Annotated in this window: 20 protein-coding genes and 3 tRNA genes; 10 read left to right on the top strand and 13 right to left on the bottom strand. The window is 51.2% G+C overall.

What is annotated here, in order from left to right; translation table 11 throughout:
- The 3 genes from ACN0YD_RS15065 to ACN0YD_RS15055 all read right to left on the bottom strand — a co-directional run.
- Positions 1-134: GTP-binding protein (locus ACN0YD_RS15065; RefSeq protein WP_417321219.1), on the bottom strand; the 134-nt coding region annotated here is incomplete at its 3' end.
- A 134-nt stretch (positions 135-268) separates the two neighbouring features.
- Positions 269-342, bottom strand: a tRNA-Gly gene (locus ACN0YD_RS15060).
- A gap of 42 nt (positions 343-384) precedes the next feature.
- Positions 385-469 (bottom strand) — tRNA-Tyr (locus tag ACN0YD_RS15055).
- A 197-nt stretch (positions 470-666) separates the two neighbouring features.
- Here ACN0YD_RS15055 and rlmB point away from each other — a divergent pair.
- From rlmB to ACN0YD_RS15040, 3 genes are all read left to right on the top strand, one after another.
- Positions 667-1,506, top strand: coding sequence for a 23S rRNA (guanosine(2251)-2'-O)-methyltransferase RlmB (rlmB, locus tag ACN0YD_RS15050; protein WP_417321217.1), 840 nt, complete (start codon positions 667-669; stop codon positions 1,504-1,506).
- Between the two features lie 90 nt (positions 1,507-1,596).
- Positions 1,597-1,672: transfer RNA gene (locus tag ACN0YD_RS15045), tRNA-Thr, on the top strand.
- Positions 1,673-1,935: 263 nt separating this feature from the next.
- Entirely contained in the window at positions 1,936-2,427 is a 492-nt protein-coding gene (locus tag ACN0YD_RS15040; protein WP_417321215.1) for a PAS domain-containing protein, read from the top strand.
- Here the strand turns inward: ACN0YD_RS15040 and ACN0YD_RS15035 are convergent.
- The 3 genes from ACN0YD_RS15035 to ACN0YD_RS15025 all read right to left on the bottom strand — a co-directional run bounded on the left by ACN0YD_RS15035 (position 2,417) and on the right by ACN0YD_RS15025 (position 4,918).
- Positions 2,417-3,604 carry a phospholipase A gene (locus tag ACN0YD_RS15035; RefSeq protein WP_417321213.1) on the bottom strand — a complete coding sequence of 396 codons (1,188 nt, stop codon included), beginning with the start codon at positions 3,602-3,604 and terminating at the stop codon, positions 2,417-2,419. The two genes, ACN0YD_RS15040 and ACN0YD_RS15035, sit on opposite strands and share 11 nt — an antisense overlap.
- Positions 3,605-3,846: 242 nt before the next feature.
- The gene (locus ACN0YD_RS15030) at positions 3,847-4,245 is read right to left on the bottom strand and encodes a hypothetical protein (RefSeq protein ID WP_417321212.1); all 399 of its coding nucleotides are present in this window, start codon (positions 4,243-4,245) and stop codon (positions 3,847-3,849) included.
- A gap of 286 nt (positions 4,246-4,531) precedes the next feature.
- Positions 4,532-4,918 (bottom strand): hypothetical protein, encoded by a 387-nt coding sequence (locus ACN0YD_RS15025; protein WP_417321210.1) that lies wholly within the window; start codon positions 4,916-4,918, stop codon positions 4,532-4,534.
- Positions 4,919-5,095: 177 nt separating this feature from the next.
- On the opposite strand from ACN0YD_RS15025, the gene ACN0YD_RS15020 reads away from it, so the two are divergent.
- Complete coding sequence (locus ACN0YD_RS15020; RefSeq protein WP_417321208.1) at positions 5,096-5,422, top strand: TraR/DksA family transcriptional regulator; 327 nt, start codon at positions 5,096-5,098, stop codon at positions 5,420-5,422.
- Between the two features lie 6 nt (positions 5,423-5,428).
- Here the strand turns inward: ACN0YD_RS15020 and ACN0YD_RS15015 are convergent, their stop codons facing one another.
- The 3 genes from ACN0YD_RS15015 to ACN0YD_RS15005 form a co-directional block, all read right to left on the bottom strand.
- A complete protein-coding gene (locus ACN0YD_RS15015; RefSeq protein ID WP_417321206.1) occupies positions 5,429-7,555 on the bottom strand; it encodes a multicopper oxidase domain-containing protein in 2,127 nt (708 codons plus the stop codon).
- A gap of 38 nt (positions 7,556-7,593) precedes the next feature.
- On the bottom strand, positions 7,594-7,848 hold the full coding sequence (locus ACN0YD_RS15010; protein WP_417321204.1) for a hypothetical protein: 255 nt from the start codon (positions 7,846-7,848) through the stop codon (positions 7,594-7,596).
- Positions 7,849-7,994: 146 nt separating this feature from the next.
- Positions 7,995-9,635 carry a M28 family metallopeptidase gene (locus ACN0YD_RS15005; protein ID WP_417321202.1) on the bottom strand — a complete coding sequence of 547 codons (1,641 nt, stop codon included), beginning with the start codon at positions 9,633-9,635 and terminating at the stop codon, positions 7,995-7,997.
- Positions 9,636-9,708: 73 nt separating this feature from the next.
- Between ACN0YD_RS15005 and ACN0YD_RS15000 the strand changes: the two genes are divergently transcribed.
- Positions 9,709-10,827 (top strand): NAD(P)/FAD-dependent oxidoreductase, encoded by a 1,119-nt coding sequence (locus ACN0YD_RS15000; protein ID WP_417321200.1) that lies wholly within the window; start codon positions 9,709-9,711, stop codon positions 10,825-10,827.
- Here ACN0YD_RS15000 and ACN0YD_RS14995 read toward each other — a convergent pair.
- Positions 10,824-11,519, bottom strand: coding sequence for a GntR family transcriptional regulator (locus ACN0YD_RS14995; protein WP_417321198.1), 696 nt, complete (start codon positions 11,517-11,519; stop codon positions 10,824-10,826). The two genes, ACN0YD_RS15000 and ACN0YD_RS14995, sit on opposite strands and share 4 nt — an antisense overlap.
- 252 nt (positions 11,520-11,771) lie before the next feature.
- Here ACN0YD_RS14995 and ACN0YD_RS14990 point away from each other — a divergent pair, with 252 nt between their 5' ends.
- From ACN0YD_RS14990 to ACN0YD_RS14970, 5 genes are all read left to right on the top strand, one after another.
- Entirely contained in the window at positions 11,772-12,248 is a 477-nt protein-coding gene (locus tag ACN0YD_RS14990; protein WP_417321196.1) for a PAS domain-containing protein, read from the top strand.
- A gap of 168 nt (positions 12,249-12,416) precedes the next feature.
- Positions 12,417-12,887: a PAS domain-containing protein gene (locus tag ACN0YD_RS14985; protein WP_417321194.1), complete on the top strand. Its 471-nt coding sequence runs from the start codon at positions 12,417-12,419 to the stop codon at positions 12,885-12,887.
- A 146-nt stretch (positions 12,888-13,033) separates the two neighbouring features.
- On the top strand, positions 13,034-13,549 hold the full coding sequence (locus tag ACN0YD_RS14980; protein ID WP_417321192.1) for a PAS domain-containing protein: 516 nt from the start codon (positions 13,034-13,036) through the stop codon (positions 13,547-13,549).
- A gap of 83 nt (positions 13,550-13,632) precedes the next feature.
- Entirely contained in the window at positions 13,633-14,484 is an 852-nt protein-coding gene (locus ACN0YD_RS14975; protein WP_417321190.1) for a formate/nitrite transporter family protein, read from the top strand.
- Between the two features lie 332 nt (positions 14,485-14,816).
- Positions 14,817-15,293 (top strand): PAS domain-containing protein, encoded by a 477-nt coding sequence (locus ACN0YD_RS14970; protein WP_417321188.1) that lies wholly within the window; start codon positions 14,817-14,819, stop codon positions 15,291-15,293.
- A gap of 118 nt (positions 15,294-15,411) precedes the next feature.
- Here the strand turns inward: ACN0YD_RS14970 and modC are convergent, their stop codons facing one another.
- Genes modC through modA form a run of 3 tightly spaced genes read right to left on the bottom strand, consistent with a single transcriptional unit; the run spans position 15,412 to position 17,985 of the window.
- Positions 15,412-16,512 carry a molybdenum ABC transporter ATP-binding protein gene (modC, locus tag ACN0YD_RS14965; protein ID WP_417321186.1) on the bottom strand — a complete coding sequence of 367 codons (1,101 nt, stop codon included), beginning with the start codon at positions 16,510-16,512 and terminating at the stop codon, positions 15,412-15,414.
- Positions 16,509-17,210: a molybdate ABC transporter permease subunit gene (modB, locus tag ACN0YD_RS14960; RefSeq protein ID WP_417321184.1), complete on the bottom strand. Its 702-nt coding sequence runs from the start codon at positions 17,208-17,210 to the stop codon at positions 16,509-16,511. The genes modC and modB overlap by 4 nt, the downstream gene beginning before the upstream one ends.
- A 13-nt stretch (positions 17,211-17,223) precedes the next feature.
- Entirely contained in the window at positions 17,224-17,985 is a 762-nt protein-coding gene (gene modA / locus ACN0YD_RS14955) for a molybdate ABC transporter substrate-binding protein (RefSeq protein ID WP_417321182.1), read from the bottom strand.
- Positions 17,986-18,220 lie beyond the last annotated feature (235 nt).

Below are 18,220 nucleotides of genomic sequence, written 5' to 3'. Positions count from 1 at the left end.
ACAGCGCTACCGTGACCGGCATCGGCCAGAACCTTCGTAATCGCAGCCGTCAGCGTCGTCTTACCATGGTCAACGTGACCAATCGTGCCGATATTGCAGTGCGGCTTCGTGCGTTCAAACTTCTCTTTTGACATTTCTAAACCACCTAAATTTCAGCGCCCGGCATCACCCGCAGGAGCTCTTTACAATTCAAGCCAGCAAATGGGCGTCGCGCCGCATTTACCCCATTTAACAGATGCATCAACTGATGCCTTTTTCCCGGTTTGTCTGGAGCGGGTGAAGGGAATCGAACCCTCGTAACCAGCTTGGAAGGCTGGGGCTTTACCACTAAGCTACACCCGCCCAATCCAGACCATATTCCCCGCTTCAACCGGGTTGGGGAAATGGTGGAGGGGGCAGGATTCGAACCTGCGTAGACAATGTCGGCGGATTTACAGTCCGCTGCTTTTGACCGCTCAGCCACCCCTCCATAGAGTGGATCTAACCGCCCCCGAAAGGGCAGCTGTGAAGCCGCAATATGGACATTTCTCGCGCGATGTCAACGTTATTTTCACAGAAATCTTTAGAAGCTGTTTTTTTTTCGCAAAGCATATAAAATGCCATCCGGCCCCCGGGAAGCATTCAAAGCTGTTGCCCTCCCGCCTTTCCTGCCCTATAGCTTTCCAAATGAACAAGAAAACACGATCCCAGAAAAAACGGCACGGTGGCCCACAGTCACAAAAGCCGCATACCGGAAAGCCGCTTCAAAGCCGCGACAGGCCCCCTGTCTCCGGCGGCGGCGGGCTATGGCTTTTTGGACGCCATCCGGTGATGGCGGCCCTTGGCAACCGGGACCGCCAGAAACAACGACTTCTTGTATCCCGTAAAAACGCGGATCAGTATCGCGAGGAACTTGCCGACCTGCTGAATGACCGGTCTTCCCTGCAGCCCGAACTTGTCACTCCGGAAGAACTGGAAAAAATTCTGCCCGAGGGCAGCCTGCATCAGGGCATCGCGCTGAAGTGCGCCCCCCTGCCCGGCCGCCATCTTGATAAAAGCTGCGCTAAAGAAGAAGGGCAGAAAAACCTCATCCTGGTGCTGGACCAGGTGACGGACCCCCATAATGTGGGCGCCATAATCCGGTCCGCTGCCGCCTTCGGGGCGAAGGCCATTGTGACAACGGATCGCAATGCCCCGCCGGAATCAGGCACCCTTGCCAAATCCGCCTCCGGCTGCCTGGAACTGATCCCCTGGGTCCGGGTCACAAACCTGTCCCGCGCTTTGGACGAACTGGCGGAACTGGGCTACTGGCGCCTGGGCCTTGACGGCTATGCGGAACAGATGGTCCATGAAACCAATTTCGGGGACAATATCGTGCTGGTCCTCGGCGCCGAGGGTAAGGGCCTGAGAAAAGGCACCCGGGACCATTGCGATGCGCTGGTCAAGCTGCCCATCAGTGAGCGGGTGGAGAGCCTCAATGTCTCCAACGCCGCCGCCGTGGCACTCTATGAATTTTCCCGTGACTAAAACCCCGGTGGCAAAAAAGGCTGCCGCATAAAAATTTCGCTTGATTTTAAAACTAAGCCGCACTAGGTTGCGCCTACTTTCGAAAAGAGAGCCCCTATAGCTCAGTTGGTAGAGCAACTGATTTGTAATCAGTAGGTCCGCGGTTCGAGTCCGTGTGGGGGCACCACTCCTGAATAGATTGCCGGAAAATTCACCGCAGATTTAATCTGCGGCGTAATCGCTTGATTCTTAACATATTCTTAATAAAATTCGATTTCACGGCAAACCATTAACTTTTTGTTAATGATTTGAGCAAAGAATTTCTGTTCTGAAATCCGGAAAAAGCTCTCCGGGGGAGAGTCGGGAAACATACTTCTGGCTATATATAAAAACCATTCTCTCTGAAAATCGCCAGAGAGAACAAGTTGTTTTTTATTCGAAGGGGATACAGTGAGTAAATTCATTACTGACTTTACAACCGACAACCTGACTAGCGAGTACCAGCATGACATATACAGGTACTGGCAGGAAATCAGGAGCGACAGAAACATGCCGGCACGCAAGGACTTCAATCCCCTGCATGTTCCGGAAGCATTGGGGAATCTAATGCTGGTTGATGTTCTGGACAAACCGCGGGACTACAAGGTCCGGCTAATTGGTACGCATATCACAGAAATGACAGGCAACGATCATACCGGCAAATCCGCCACCAGCCTGGAAGATGCAGATAGTATCATCGAACGCTTCGACTGGTTGCTGGAAAACAGGAAACCCTATGTTACCAGCGGCGAATTTATATGGTCGTCATCGAACAGGCGGGAGTATTCCTCCCTTGTCCTGCCCTTTTCAGAAAATGACAGGGATGTCTCCATCATATTCTGCTGTCTGCATATCTACAAACCAGCCCAGCATCCGGTAAGGTTAGAGGCTGCTACCGGGTAATGCCGATTCCAATCCGCACCCTGGTTTCATTGCGATCATAGGACAGCATTTTTTCACCATATCCTGTTACCAGTTGGGTCTGAATATAGAGGTCCGGATGATTGATGAACAGTTTGTTCAGCGGATAGGTGAAATCCAGTGTCAAAAGCCCCTTGCCCGTACCCAGATTGCCCCGCAAAGCCGCGGCAATCTGGAAATCATCCAGTTTCCCGAATTTGGCGACAAAGCTTGAGTGCCCGCGATAGTCGATAATGTCCGGATTATCCGACAGGTCCCCGATATAGGTCTGGAAGCCTCCGGTCAGGGACAGGCTGTAACCGCTGTCAAAGTCAAAGGTCACAGTCGGCTTCACATAAAGCGCATTGAGGCTTCGGGATTCCTCGCCGCCCCTGCCGTTCGATTCATGCAAAAAACCGAACTGGAGGTCCAAATGACTGTTGTCCGACAATATCCCGTCGCCAACGTCTTCCCAGAGATAGAAAAACTCCGGCTTGAAATTTGTATCCGCAAAAGGCTTTGACGCTGCCGCAAGATCCCAGAAGTTCAACTGCGTGTAGGAAAAATGCAATCCTTCAACCCAGGACCTGTCAATCGGCGCCTCATTTCGGTCAGACCCGAAAATCCTGTATTTAAAGCTGATCTGAAACTTTGCGTTAAAGTCATCTCCGCCAAGCAGGAAATATGCCGGATCATAAGGAGAGAGATTGTCAAAGAACAAACCCTTTTCCACCTGCAGTTCTTCAATGTCCTTCGGCCCGAGAACTACATAGTCCTTTTCCGCCTCATCGCGCACCACATGATCATTTACCGTTCTCCGGCCCGATCCTTCATTCCCCACCATCATAAAGGCGCTTTGCAAGTCTCCTTCGGCGGCAATGATCTTCAGGGGTCCGGGACGAATGCCGTCGGGAATCATCAGGAAATATTCAAGTTTTTTAAAACCGCCGGGCGGAATACTGGCGGACGCGGCAACAGCGGGTTCACGAAGCTCGATGCGTCCCGGCAACCGTTCAAGACCATATTCCAGAAAAACATCCTTGTACCCGTCAACAGGAACTTCCAGCCGGTCCACAGAATCGTTCATCACAATCAGCGTTACGGATATTATCTCCCCGCTTGCCACCGGCCTGTCGGGCACAATCAGCAAGGTCTCGATATCTGCCAGAACACCAGACATACCCAGAATCTGAAACAGAAAACATAACGCAATCAATTTCCAGCTTCCTGGTTTCCTGTACACCATAAACTTTTCCCGCCTTGCCGGTCCGCTTCGTTCCGCCGAAGAGTAACGGCAATTGCTAAAATATGGAATGGCCTGAATAAAATAAAAGCGGCCGGTGGCCGCTTCTGCATATTGTGAATTTACCATGGCATACCGCCCAGCTGCCTTTTCCGGCAGACAACAGGATACTAAAAACCCTAGACTTTGACCCCTCCACCGCGAGAGTACTTTTTTATCAGCCGTTCAATTTTTGCGTCGCCATATTCTCTTTTGTCCTTGACGATCAGCGTCATATGAAGCAGGTCTTCATCCACATTGAGAATTTTTGATGCTCGTCGCGGCAGAATAATCCCCGTGTCCGTACAGAAAAGAACCAGGGCCGCCGCAAGCTCGGCAGTGGTGTAGTCAATCTTCACAGGCAATTCATTGCTGACTTTTTTCACCATCATTGTGGCGGAAACAGTACCTGTATTATTTATGATGACACTCTTGATTTGCTTGAATTCAATAGGAGTGCGCTTGATCAGGGAATATTTCATTAATGCCCTGATCAGTTCATGTTCCTCAAAGAATATATGTCGCACCTCTGAAGCCATCTACTCGTATTCTCTGCCTGACTTTTTTATTTTTTATCGGTCCGCCACAAATGATCCGGACCGGCTGTTTATTATCTGCGTTTATGTGCATATAAGCATGTAATTACAAGTATTTAACACCTATATATATAGATGGTATATACATGCACAGTCAATAGGTGCATTTCACGCCTTCGAATAATAGCCGTACAGCGAGTGTTTGCCCCGCGTTTCACTACGGGCGCAAGGGAACTTTCTGAAATTCAGGAAAATCGGATAAATCGTTAAGGCTCTGATCTGCCCCGCCCTAACCGAGCTTGGTGTACTTCCGGGTCAGCCGGGCCATTTTTTCACCACCGATCATGGTTTTCTCATTCACAATGACCGTCATATAAACCTGGTCTTCATCTGCATTCAGGGTCTTCACCCCCTTGCGCGGCAGGTCGATACCGGTTTCATTACAGAACAACACAAGGGCTGCCGCCAGTTCCGGTGTGGGAAAGTCAATCTTGACCGGCGGTTCGTTACTGATTTTCTTGACCATCATGGTAGCGGACACGGATCCGGCGTTATTAACAATAACACCTTTGATATCGTTGAACGCGATAGGTCTTTTCTTGACCAGTGAATATTTCATCAGAGCCCGTACAAGTTCGGACTCCTCGAAAAATATATGTCTTACTTCAGAAGCCATTCCTATAGCCTGTTCCTACTATCCCCGGTTTTATTCTTATATGCTTTATAACCGGACAGCCAACACCACTCAATATTACAGATAGATTATTAATAGGTTACAAACAACATGACAATAAGCTAAACTTTATTGGAATTACGGGAATAAACAGACAACCATATTTTCCGGCGACACCTGATGAACATTGAACGCTATCGTGAAAAACTGCTCGAGATGCTAGAAAATCTTGAGGAGCTCGTCCTGCTATCAGCAGAAAACAAGGCGCCGGTCGAACTTGACCAGAGCAAGGTTGGTCGTCTATCCCGCATGGACGCCCTGCAGGCCCAGGCCATGTCCAAAGAGGTGGAACGCCGCCGTCTCCAGGAAATACACCGGATAAAGTCCGCCATGGACAGGATTGAGGAAGATGAATTTGGGTTTTGTATTTCCTGTGGCGACGAAATCGAGACGGACAGGCTGGCACTGGATCCGTCTGTTCCCCAGTGCCAGAACTGCGCCCGCTAGTCACAGCTAGAATTTGACCATAACCCCACCGCCGGTACCAAAGCGGGACATATGTCCACCGACCAGGGATATATGTTTGTTGACTTCATATTCCAGCACGGTTTCCCATTCATTGTCCGTATCCCAGGACCATTCAAAGGCAAGCCTTGGCGTGAGCTGGAGCTCACTTTCCAGGCCGAAACGGACATGGCCTTTCGTATCCACCCGGAGATCCGCCTCGATCAGGAGCGGCAGCACATAGCGCGCGCCGATCATGGCCACATTGCGGTCGTGCCAGCGTCCTTCTTCCCGTTCACGCTCGAACCAGCCGCCCGCATAAAGCTTCAGGAACCGGTCAATGGTCCGGGTATAGGCCACCTCCCCTTCGTAGGCACCGTCATAGTCTGCTTCAACCATGGCAGAAAACATATTATAACTGTCCCGGGTCCAGACCTTGCCAGTCGCCACATGGCTCTGCGCGGAAATATCGGCAAAGCTGTACCAGTGACGATCGCCGGAAATCCTGCGTAAGATATCTTCCGTCATCTGGCTGCTGTCCTCATAGCTGACCACCCGGGACATGCCTGATTTCATGTGATAGAGATTGTGACAATGGAAGAACCAGTCCTTTTCCTCATTGGCGTCAAATTCGATAATCACCGTGCCCATAGGCGGCACATTGACCGTATGTTTCATCGGGCTTAAGTCGCCCTTGCCGTTCAGGACCCGGAAGAAATGACCATGAAGGTGGACAGGGTGATGCATCATGGTCTCGTTTTTCAGGATAAAACGCACCCTCTCCCCCTTGCGGATCAGGATCTGGTCCGCTGCCGAAAGCACCTTGTTGTTAAAGGACCAGACATAGTCCTCCATATTGCCTGTCAGTGACAGGTTCACTTCCCGCAAGGGGCCTGAGTTTTTCAGACTGGTGTCTTCAATACCTTCCAGAGAATTGTAATCAGTCATATAGGACACAACAGGCCCGGCAGGTTCATCATGCTGCATGGTTTCATGCCCCATCTGGCTATGATCCATTTCCCCATGATTCATTTGGCTGTGGTCCATTGAACTATGGCCCATCTTATCCTGTCCCATTGCGCTTTGGTTCATAGTACCATGATCCATGCCGCCATGGTCATCATGGGACATGACATAGGGATTGATCACCGGAACATCAGGGGCTGTCACCCGTTGCCCGTGACCAAGGAAGGCTGAGGCATAACCAGTACCGTCCTCGGATGTGGCCCGGAATTCATAAGCCCTGTGGTCCGGGATTTCGACAATCACATCCCAGGTTTCCGCAATGGCGGTTTTCAGGCGCTGGACCTTAAAGGGTTTGACATCAACACCGTCGGCGGCGATGACCGTCATGGGACCGCCGGCATACTCCACGTCGAAGTAACTTGATGCCGCCGCATTGATGATCCTGAGGCGTACTTTCTGCCCCGGCATGATGGAATGTTCGGAAACCGGTTTGCCGTTGATCAGGAACAAGTCATAGCCCACATCGGAAATATCCATGGGGCCCATCCGGCTCCAGGAACCATCCAGGCGATTTTTCACCGCCTGCCAGCCATGGCCCAGCACCCGGTCCCAGGACTGCACACTGTCTTTTTTCAGGGCATAATAGTCCCCGTCCCGCTTCAGATTGCGCATCACCTGATCCGGGTTTTCGTCGGTCCAGTCGGACAACACCATCACCAGATCATGGTCATATTTATATTTTTCCTCTTTCGGATGGAAAATGATGGACCCGTAGACGCCACGCTGTTCCTGCAGGCCGGTATGGGAATGGTACCAGTAGGTTCCGCTGTGGATCACCGGATATTCATAGGTAAAGCTGCTGTTGGCGGCAATCGGCTGGGTGGTCAGGTACGGCACCCCGTCCTGGTCATTGGGCAGCAATACCCCATGCCAGTGAATGGAGGTTTCCACATCCATCCGGTTATGGAACGTCACCCGCAGGATGTCCCCTTCCTTCGCTTCAATGGTCGGCCCGGGAATGCCACCGCCAACTGTCAGGGCTGTCACCTCCCTGCCCGTGAAATTTACTTCTTTTGTGGTAATATCAATTAAATATTCCAGCACTTCTGCCTGCCCCATAGCGGGAAACAGTGCCAGAACCGCGAAAATCGCAGCTTTCAATATTTTCATCTTAAATCTCCGAATAAATTGTCTGAACAATATGGGTTTCAGACAACGTCCTTCGGAGGGGGTGGTTGAAGAGAAAAGAGGAACTCCTTCGGCTCACCGTAAAACGGATAGAAAACAGCTGCGGTACCAGGCAGAATTTCCAGCTTTTCCGCATCCGGTGAAAGGGTCACAAGCGAGCTGGAGAGCATGGCTTTACAGGTACAGGTACTTTTTTCTGCCGAACCCTGCGCATTTGTATCCATTTGATCATGACAATCGATATCGTCCATCGAGGCGGGAGACGATATCAACATTCTGCTGCAACTGTCCGCATATAGCGGTTGCACTCCTACCGCAAAGGTCAGGGCCAAAAGAAAGGCCGTGTATATTATCCGCAAGGTTTTCATCAAACAGAGCATATACAGCGGCCTTTTCAAAAGTCCAATATATTTTCATATGACTATTTCATCATGCTGTCCCGTTTGGCTCGGAATTCGGTTCCTTCCCGCCAGTTGGGAAATCTGTTTTCCGTGGCCAGACGCAGGCCAATCCGGTAAATCAGCGTCAGGTCCTCCACCGCACCGGACATATCCCAGTCCTCGGAATATTCATCGGACGGTTTGTGATAGTCATTGGCCGTATATTTGGCAGCCTGTTCCAGATACCATTCTTCACCATTCACGACATGGTCCACACCTGCATCAATATAGAGCGCGGGGACGCCAACCTTGGCCAGGCTGAAATGGTCGGAACGGTAATAATATCCCTTTTCCGGGGTCGGGTCCGGCCGCACCACACGACCGACCTTTTTCACCGCATCCTCCACATAGTCATCCAGTTCGGAATTGCCATACCCGATCACGGTCACATCCCGGGTCGCCCCCAGATGGCCGAGCACGTCCATATTGATGGCCGCCACGGTTTTGTTCAGCGGCACGATGGGATGCTCGCCGTAATAAAGGGACCCGAGCAATCCCTGCTCTTCCGCGGTCACCGCCATCAACATGACAGACCGCTTCGGTTTGACGGTTCCGTTTTTATAGGCATGGGCAAGCTCGATCAGGCCGGCGGTGCCGGTTGCATTATCCAGGGCGCCATTGTAAATCTGATCGCCTTCCAGGCTTTCATCCTTGCCGAGGTGGTCCCAGTGCGCCATGTGAATGACAAATTCATCAGGTCGTTCTGTACCCGGCAGTACGGCCACCACATTGTTGGATTTGGAATGGCGGATTTTATTATTGAGACTCAGAGACATTTTTGCCTTGAGAGGGACAGCTTTGAACCCGGCTGTGGCGGCAGCTTCTTTCTGGGCCGCATAGTCAAGCCCGGCTGCAGTGAAGATTTTTTCCGCCGTTGCGCCTGGCACCCATCCTTCTATTTTCACTCGGTCCATATTGCCATCCTCTGACGCCAGAGAGAATTGCGGTCCGGACCAGCTGCCCTGCACCACATCCCAGGGATAAGACGCGGGCGCAGTTTCATGGATAATAATGGCCGCATCCGCCCCCTGGCGCGCGGCTTCTTCAAATTTATAAGTCCAGCGACCGTAATAGGTCATGGCGTTGCCGGTAAAAAGCTCGGGATTTTGTGTGGCGTATCCCGGATCATTAATCAGGATAACCACTGTTTTCCCTTTAACATCCAGTCCCGCATAGTCGTTCCAGCCGTATTCGGGCGCAACAATACCATAGCCGACAAAAACCATTTCGGAATTCTTGACCGACACGGCATTGACCACACGTTTGGTCCAGGCCATATATCCCGGACCATAGGCCAGTTTCTCTTCACCGCCGGCATGGGCTACAGTCATCGCGGCATCGGGGGCGGCTGTAATTTCCACCATGTCGATTGCCTGGAAATAGCTCTCGCCATTCCCCGGTTTCCAGCCCGCTTCCTCGAATTTTTCTTTAAGAAAATTAATGGTCTTCTCTTCGCCTGGCGAAGAAGGCGCCCGGCCCTCAAACTCGTCGGAAGCAAGAACCCTGATGTTTTCTACAAGGCGGGACGCATCAACATCGACAGCATCCTGTTTCTTGTTGTCATCGGCACCGCAGGCAACCAAAGACAGTGACATAATCATCCCGAACAGATATCTTTTCATTTTATTCTCCGTTTTTGTTTCAGGGACGCTAGCACAGCGGCAATAATCCTGAAAGGGGCTTTACAGGGTTAAAATGGAAATTTTCGAGGTAGATACTGTTGTCATCGGCGCCGGTGTTGTCGGACTTGCCTGCGCCAGAGCTCTCGCCCGGGCCGGTCACGAAGTCTATATTCTGGAAAAGGCCGAAACCTTCGGCACCGGAATCAGTTCCCGCAACAGCGAGGTTATTCATGCCGGGCTCTATTACCCGCCCGGAAGCCTGAAAGCAGAACTCTGTGTACGCGGCAACAGGTTGATGCGCCAGTTTTGTGAAGACTTCGGTGTGGATTACCGCATGCCGGGCAAGCTGGTCGTAGCCACCACAGACGAAGAGATCACGAAACTACAGGACATCAAGGCCAATGCGGAACAATGCGGTGTCCATGACCTGCGAATGCTGAGTAAGAAGGAATGTCGCGACCTTGAACCGGAACTGGATGTGCTGACAGCGCTTTTTTCTCCCTCAAGCGGCATTGTGGACAGCCACGGACTTATGCTGTCCCTGTTGGGAGATGCAGAAGCTCACGGCGCCATGGTCGCCTATGGAGCGGAAATGACGGAGCTTGCCATCAGAACCGGTGGCGGCTTTATCGTCAGCCGGGAAGATGGGGATGGCCAAAGAACGGAAATTCACTGCCGCTGTCTGGTCAATGCCGCCGGACTTGGCGCCACCGGGCTCGCTTCGACCCTGAAAGAATTAAACCCCGACACCATCCCGCGGACTTATTTTGCCAAAGGGAACTATTTTTCCTACACCGGCAAGCTGCCCTTCCGGCACCTGATCTATCCGGTTCCCACAAAAGGCAGTCTCGGGACACACATGACCCCCGATCTGGGTGGCCAGGGCAAGTTCGGCCCGGATATCCAGTGGGTGGAACAGGAAAATTATACGGTTGATGAAAGCCGCAAGCCCCTGTTTGTCGAGGCCATCCACCGCTACTGGCCGGGACTGGACGAAAACCGCCTGCAACCGGCCTACAGCGGCATCCGCCCGAAAATCGTCCCGCCCGAGATCGCGAGCCAGGACTTTGTCATCCAGGGCCCGGACGAACATGGCCTCGACGGTTTTGCCAACCTGATGGGTATAGAATCTCCGGGGCTGACCAGTTCCCTGGCCATCGCTGAAAAGGTAATTGAAAAGATAGGAGCTTAATCTTTGGAAGGAGTTCCCTGGTTGGCGGAAATAAAGTCCGTCACAATATCGCCAACGGTCAGAATATGTTCCGCCATCAGCTGGGTTGCCTTATGTGTATCCCTCTCACGGCAGGCCTGCAGAATTTCCGCGTGTTCCTCACGCCCTTTTTCCGCCTGTCCTTCCATGGATATCTGCAGACGCTGATAACGGTCCGTATTGTCATGCAGGGAGCGGCAGAGCGCCATGGTAATCGGCGTATTGCCCGGACTGTACAGTGTCCAGTGAAATTTCCAGTTCAATTCAGACCAGCTGGCAGTGTTTACACCTGAAGCCACAGACTTGTCATAAACAGCAAGCGCATCCTCCGCATCCTCGATATCTTTTTCGGTCATGTTGGGAATGGCATGTTCCAGCATATCGCATTCCAGCATGGACCTGAGACGGAAGAGTTCACGCACTTCATCAACGCTCAACGGTTTAACCACCGCCCCGCGATGGGGCTGGAATTCTACAAGGCCGTCCCCTTCCAGAAGAAACAGGGCTTCACGAACCGGAATCCGGCTTGTCCCCAGATCCTTGGCCAGCGCATCCTGACGCAGACGGGTTTCAGCAGGATACTGCCCCGCAATAATTCGCTCCTTCAGGACTTCATAAATGCTGTCTACAGCCGTCTTTTTGGACAAGACTCTCTGACCGGACTTGATGTTCATGCAATTTCACTCCAACAAATGCGAGAGAGTTATAACCTGTTTTATATTTGCTGTAAAATTTATTAGTTTCGGCACCGTTTTTTAGATTGAATCAACAGGAACCGGCTCCGTATTTCCCCGTTATCCAAATTCAATACATAAGTTTTATTGAATATTATGTATTTTGTAACCTTAAACCCCTATCATCTTATTCTGGACAATTTTGGTCTTTCAAAGGACCTCCAGGTGTATTTGTGTGGAGAAGAAAACAGCATGTTTATATCCCCGGTAAAGCTTTCAGATATCGAAGTAGAGCACCTGCAGGACCTGTACCGCTACTGGCAGAAAATCCGGGGAGATCAGGATATGCCGCGCCGGAAAGACTTCCGCCCGGAAAAGGTCCCCTCTCTCCTTCCCTACCTCGCCCTTTTTGATGTAAAAGGCATGCCCTATCGCTATTACGCCCGGCTGGTAGGTACCGAAACGGTAAAAGCCATGGGTTATGACTTCACAGGTAAATATCTCGACGAGGTGCCACCGCTGTCTGCCGTAAAAGAGCGGTTTGACCGGATTGCAGATAACGGAATTCCTTACCTGTACAGCGGAAAACTGGTCTGGTCGGATAAATCGTACATGGACTATTGCACCCTGGCCCTGCCCTTTTCAAACGATGGAACAAAGGTCGATATTATCATGTATGGAACCGACTATAGGATTCCTGCCAGGGAACGGACACACGGCCCTTTGTAAAGGTTGTCAGCTGCCGCCCCCTATTTCGCACACCATAAATTGCAACCCTCTCAATAAGCCCTTTACCACAGGTAGAGCATCTTAAAGTATTCGCATCTGGTTACAGAACAATATTTAAGCTATTATAGCTACTGCATATCGGAGAAATAGAAAAATAATACTCTACTTTTGGAGGTCGCAATCACATTCACCATCCCCAAAGGCATTTCGGATATCGAACCTGATCCCCTGAAAAAAATTTTTCTGCACTGGCAAAAAATAAAAGGGGACAAGTTTATGCCATGTCGAAAAGATTTTCGGCCAGCCGATATCACCATGCTTCTGCCGCATGTTGCCTTGATTGATGTGGAACATGATCCACGGCGCTTCCGTGTCCGCCTGGTCGGGACTGAAACCGTCAAGGCCATGGGGCGGGATGTGACAGGCTGGTATCTAGACGAGCATCCACCTCTGTTTCCCCTAATTGAACGCTACAGCTGGCTCGTTGACCACAAATCGCCCTATCTGTACTTTGGGGAATTGATCTGGTCAGAAAAACCGTTCCTGAATTACTATGCGCTCGGACTGCCGTTCTCGGAAGATAACGATAAAGTGGATATTATTATGCTCGGCATGTACTTCGTGTATAATAACAAATAGATCGCTCCCTCCCTCACCCCTCCCTGACAATAGCCACCGCCGGAAAGAGCACCTGGATTGCAATAGGTTTAAGCATTTATTAGAGGTTATGCCCCACTATGATGTTATAAAATATACAATTTAGTTATTTTGCGGAGGCGGGGATCATGTTCAAGTCCCCCATTGAGTTCTCGGATATAGAGCCAGATATCCTTAAAGAGCTGTATATATATTGGGACAGGATCAGGGGCACAAAATCCATGCCTTCAAGAAAGGACTTTCGCCCTGAAGATGTCCCGCATCTTCTCCCACACCTGGCCATGGTCGATGTGGAGCATGATACTGGCCGCTATCATACACGACTGGTAGGCACGGAAACCGTGAAAGCCATGGGCGTGGACCTGACCGGCAAATATGTGAACGACATTCCAGCCATGTCCATCCTCATGGAACGCTACAGCTGGATTGTCGAACATAAAACGCCCTATATCTATGCAAATCACCTTGCCTGGTCGGAAAAATCCTATCTTGACTATTTCTCACTCGCCCTGCCCTTCTCCGAGAAGGGTGACAAAGTCGATATTATTATGTGGGGCATGATTTATTTCTATCCCTCGTCCGAAAGGACACGTTTTCCGATCAAGCGACAAAATCCTCCGGCATCCTCCGAGAGATTTTCGTGATAGAGCTTTTTGCCGAAGGCTTTACCGTGTAAAATCGGACTGTGTCTGCCATCAGGCTGACAGTCATTCCAGAGGAGTACTAAATGACCAGATCTTCAGATTCCGAGATTTTCGGATTCGATGCCTATACACCTCGGGAAATCGCAAGCCGGGTTGAAAAGGTCGGTGTCGCCAAGACAAAACTACCCCTTTTATCCCTTGCCATGCTGGGTGTTCTGGCCGGTGCCTTCATCGGACTTGGTGCTCTATATTTTGTGCTGATCAAGTCGGATTCCTCCATCGGCTTTGCTGCGGGACAGGCGCTGGGTGGTCTGGCATTTTCCCTCGGTCTGATTCTGGTTATCGTCGCCGGTGCCGAACTTTTCACAGGAAACAATCTTCTGGCCATGGCCTGGGCTGACGGAAAAGTTTCCAGCCTTGATGTCGTGAAAAACTGGACCGTGATCTGTCTCGCCAATTTTGCCGGCGCGGCGGGTCTGGCCCTTTTGGTCTTTTATTCCGGACATCCGGCCATGAACGATGGTGAAATCGCCCGGAAATATCTGGAAATAGCCCAGGCCAAATGCGCCCTGCCGTTCTGGCCCGCATTTTTCCGGGGCGTACTCTGCAATATCCTGGTTTGTATGGCGGTGTGGATGTCCCTCGCCGGACGCACCGTAACCGACAAAGCCATCGCCATTGTTTTTCCCATCTCAGCCTTTGTAGCCGCTGGCTTCGAACATAGTATCGCCAATATGTATTTGATTCCCATGGGCATGCTTTTGAAAGCGTCTGGCGACCATGCGCATTTATATGACGCCGTTTCCTGGTCCGGACTGTTCGGCAATCTTGTTCCGGTGATTCTCGGCAATCTGGCCGGCGGCAGCGTCCTGGTGGGGCTTGTGTATTACGTGATTTTCCTGCGCCCAAAATCCGGGCCGGAAAAACCATCATGACAATTAGTGTAAAAAAATCGCCGGTTAACCTGCAGGCTATAAAAGAAGTAACATTAGAAATAAATAATTAATAAATCTAATGAATAGTCTGGGTGTTTATGTGTTGAAAACTGGATGAGTGAGTAATGCTCAAGTCCCCTGTTACGGTTTCCAAAAATGACAGCCATGTAAATATTATCATGTACGGTGTAGTCTATCAGTTTCCTGAAGGTTCAGGACTGGCATCGTCCAGAATGTTGTGATACCGGGCCTTTAATATTTGTATATAAAAATTGCTAAAATATTCTCCGCCGATTACAGTCTGGATAATTGTATCTGGAACGGCATGAGTTATGTTTAAGTACCCCATCGAAGCCAATGACATCCCTCACAGTGAACTCAGGGAACTTTTCCTTCACTGGCAAAAAATCCGCGGAGATAGAAACATGCCCCGCCGGGCTGACTTTAATCCTGCGGATATACCACAATTACTTCCCTATATTCTTCTGACCGACGTCGACGAAACGCCGAAAAAATATCGCATCCGGCTTGTAGGGACAGCCACGACCAAAGCCATGTCGAGAGATGTCACCGGACAATATCTGGTTGATGTACCCGGGACCGAAGAAATGATTGAACGCTGGGACTGGCTGGTGGAGAACAAGATGCCTTATCTTTACACAGGAAAACTTGTCTGGTCGGAAAAATCCTTCCTCCAGTACTACGCCCTGGGCCTGCCTTTTTCCGAAGACGGCACAAACGTCAACCAAATCATGTACGGACTTTACTATTTGATCCCTAAAGACACCCGGACAATTCCTCCTCAATAAGGCTAAATAAGGGTAGGCCTCCGGTTAATTTGCCAACCTGTTATAGGTCTTAAGAACGCCCTCAGTTTATTATGGGAGATGGCGGATGGCGATATCATTTAAAATCAATATCGTGAGACTATTGGACGATCGCGACAGACTTTATCTGGGCCCAGACCTTCATGCCCGGTACAAGTCCCAATTCAGCAACCGAACGGCGCGTCAGCCGGGCCACCAACATGGTTTCGCCGACCTTCAAATAAACCATCGCCAGCGCCGGGTCCGAACCATCCGCAATTTCTGCAATCTCCGCCGGCAGCCGGTTAAGAATACTGCTGTCCCGTTGGTCGCTCAGTGCAATACTGACATCCCGCGCCAGAACGCGAAGCCGGATCGTATCAGTCCCATCCCGTTCCCGAACACGAAGCTCGCCGCCCGGGAACGCGACTGTCATCAGATTCCATTCCGGCTCCCGCGCGGCGATCTTACCCTCAATGACAGCAGCCTCGCTTTCCGCTGGCGCGGAGGTCTCCGCGCTCGCAAGAGCTAACTCCTTCAGGTCCGCCGGAAAATTTCCCTGCGCCTTTATTTTCCCATCTTCCATAACCACCACATGATTTGCCAGACGGGTCAGTTCCTCCAGAGAATGGGTGACATAGATCACCGGCAGATTAAGTTCCTCCCGCAACCGCTCCAGATAGGGCAGGATTTCCTGCTTGCGGACCTGGTCCAGCGCCGCAAGTGGCTCATCCATCAGCAGCAGGTCGGGCCGGATCAGCAGCGCCCGGGCAATGGCAATCCGTTGCTTTTCCCCGCCCGACAGTTCATCGGGATAGCGATCCATCAGATGGGAAATACCAAGCAGTTGCAGAAGCTTTTCAATCTCTTCAGCTTCAGCCGGGGCATCAGCGCGACGAAGGGCGTAATCAATATTCTTCCAGGCGGTAAGATGTGTAAAAAGATTTGATTCCTGAAATATATAGCCGACTTTCCTCATGTGAACCGGAAGGAAAAAATCGCCCCCCTGCCAGACCTGATCATTAAGCGTCATCCTGCCTTCCATGACCTCTTCCAATCCGGCCATGCACCGCAGCAGCGTCGTCTTTCCCGACCCGGACGGGCCGAACAATACCGTAATCCCCCGTCCCGGGATGTGCAGGTTCACATCAAGATGGAAGTTTGTTTTGCCGACACTTCGTTCCAGTCTGAAAACCGCTTTAAGGTTGGGAGGCGCACTCATTTATTTCCCCCCAACATCCGGAACAAGGACCCGCGTCCCCGATTAAAACTGTAGAGCACAAGCAAGATGACGAAGGAAAACAGCACCATCGCACCTGATAGCCAGTGAGCATTCGCATATTCCAGAGCCTCCACATAATCATAAATCTGCACGGAAACCATCCGGGTTTCGCCGGGAATATTGCCGCCGATCATCAGAACAACACCGAATTCCCCAACCGTGTGGGCAAAACCGAGAACGGCAGCGGTAAAAAACCCATGTTTCGTTAACGGCAGAACAACACTGAAAAAACGGTCCCAGGGCCCTGCCCCCAACGTTGCCGCCACTTCCAGCGGCCGCTTACCCAGGGCCTCCATACTATTCTGCAGCGGTTGAACCACAAACGGCAGAGAGTAGAAGACTGAGGCCACCACCAGCCCCCAAAAGGTGAATGGCAAGGTGCCAAGACCAAGCGCCTGTGTTACTGCTCCTACTGGACCATTCGGGCCCATCGCCAGCAACAGATAGAATCCCAGCACCGTCGGTGGCAAAACAAGAGGCAACGCGACAACGGCGCCGACCGGCCCCTTCAACACCGATTTTGTCCGCGCCAGCCACCAGGCAATGGGTGTCCCGATCAGCAAAAGCAGAATGGTCACCATCGTCGCGATCCGGACCGTCAGCCATATGGCGGCAAGGTCTGCATCCGAAAACCCCATAACCTTCCCTTTCCTATTCGCCCGTCGGCATTTTATAACCGAAAGACTCAATAATGGTTCTGGCCCGATCGCCACGCATAAAGGCCAGGAGACCCCTGGCGGCTTCGCTTCTCTCGCCACGGTTAAGCAAAAGCATATCCTGCCGGATGGGGTGATACAGCTCACCCGGCACAATCCAGATTGACCCGGATCGCAAACTGCCATTCTGCATGATCTGGGACAGAGCCACAAAACCAACTTCCGCATTGCCTGTACTGACAAACTGGAAGGTCTGGGAAATATTCTCCCCCTGCACCAACATGCCCGCAACATTATCGCTTAACCCCAACGCGTTTATCACTTCCATTGCCGCCACGCCGTAAGGGGCAAGTTTTGGATTGGCAATCGCCAGCTTCCGGAATCTCCCCTGCTTCAGAACCCCGCCCCGGTCGTCCACAAGCTCGCCGTCCGACGACCAAAGCGCCAGCGTGCCTATGGCATAGGTGAAGCGGCTGCCGGCAACTGCCAGCCCGTCCTTTTCAAGCGCCTCAGGCTTGGCTTGGTCGGCTGAGAAGAATAGATCGAAAGGCGCGCCGTTTCTGATCTGGGCATAGATTTTACCGGAAGAGCCGAAAGACATTTTCACTTTATGGCCGCTTTCCTGTTCAAATACCGCGGCAATCTCCTTCATCGGACCGGAAAAGTTCGACGCCACCGCAACTGTTACCTCCGAAGCATGGACGACAGATCCCGGAAAAGTCAGCAACAAAAGACTGACACAATACACAAACTTCACGTCATAAGCCCTCTGGTTAACACCATAAATTGTTTGGATCATCCTATATAACGATAACCAACCAGAGAGGTTAAGCAATTATTTTTAAAACAATTCAGGGATGCTGCAGAATAACTGCATCATCCCTGACCGTTGAAAATTGAAAAGAGGTTGATCGGTTTCTGCTACTGCGGGTAGCCCTCATGTTTGAGATAGTGTTTGATTTCGTCGAGGATGGCGGGATCGTCGATGGTGG

It is taken from the genome of Emcibacter sp. (assembly GCF_048269205.1).
GTDB lineage: Bacteria > Pseudomonadota > Alphaproteobacteria > Sphingomonadales > Emcibacteraceae > Emcibacter.
This window is presented reverse-complemented; position numbering and strand designations above follow the sequence as displayed.